The 1067-nt window shown below is 61.4% G+C and carries 1 protein-coding gene; it reads left to right on the forward strand.

Annotated features, from left to right (window positions below):
* A partial coding sequence (locus tag FEM54_RS33010) for a tetratricopeptide repeat protein (protein ID WP_138454330.1) occupies positions 1-806 on the forward strand: 806 nt, incomplete at its 5' end.
* Positions 807-1067 lie beyond the last annotated feature (261 nt).

The raw sequence follows: 1067 nt of genomic DNA on the forward strand, positions 1-1067 counted from the left end.
GCCCTCAGGCGTTGAAGCTGGCGGATAAAGACCTGGCTGATGAGTCGCCGTTGGTTCGTGAAGCGGCGATTCACAGTATTGTTGGCCTGGTGCCCAGCGGCCAACGCACCTTACTGCTTGGCCCGGCACTGGACGATCCTGAACAAGCCGTGCGTTTTGCCGCCGCCAATGCCCTGCTCGGCCTGTCGCCGGATACCCTGGGCCTGTATTTCGGGCCTTTGCAGCAAGTGCTCGATGAGTTTGTGAAAAAGCTCAAGGCTGAGCCCGAAACCGCCGAAGGCTGGATTCAGCTCGCGCGCTTGTACATCCACAGCGCCCTGCTGCCGGACGCGCAACATGCACTGGAGCAGGCCATGCGCCTGCAACCGGACAACCTGCAAGCTGTGGTCGCACAAATCGAATTGCTCGATAAGCAGGGCAAGACCGATGAGTCCCGCCAGTTGCTGGCGCGGCAATTGGCGGCACATCCGGAGTCGGCCTACCTGCAACACGCCCTGGGCATGTGGCTGTTGCACCATGGGGAGCGGCCATACGCGTTGCTTGGCCTGTCCAAAGCCGTGGAGCTTGAGCCTGACAATCAGGATTACCGCTTCGACCTCGCCACCACGCTGCACGACCAGGAAGAGGTGGACGCCGCCCAGCGTCAGCTGGAAGAAATCGTCCAGCGCCACCCCGCCAATCGCAAGGCGCGTGTGTTGCTGGTCAGCTATTGGAAGGAAACCGGGCAGTTGCAGAATGTGCAGGTGTTACTGGCGCAGCTGGAGCAGCAGAATCCGGATGATCCGGCGTTGCAGCAGGGGCTTTAGGCTGGGCTGGGTTGGGGGGCATATCCGTTGCTGCGGTAACGGCCGCTTAGGGTTCCGCCCTTACGGCGGGTCACTTTTGTAAAGACACAAAAGTAACCAAAAAGTCTTCGCCCCAACACTCGGTGCCTCGCTGTGGCTCGGCATGCCCGCAATCCGCCAGTGATTTGGGGGGCCGCCGCGATGGGCCATCCTTGGCCCAGCGCGGCTAAACCGGCATCCCTGCCGGTTTACCCCCCAAATCACTGTCAGATTCCGGCCATC

It is taken from the genome of Pseudomonas edaphica (assembly GCF_005863185.1).
Taxonomy (GTDB): Bacteria; Pseudomonadota; Gammaproteobacteria; order Pseudomonadales; family Pseudomonadaceae; genus Aquipseudomonas; species Aquipseudomonas edaphica.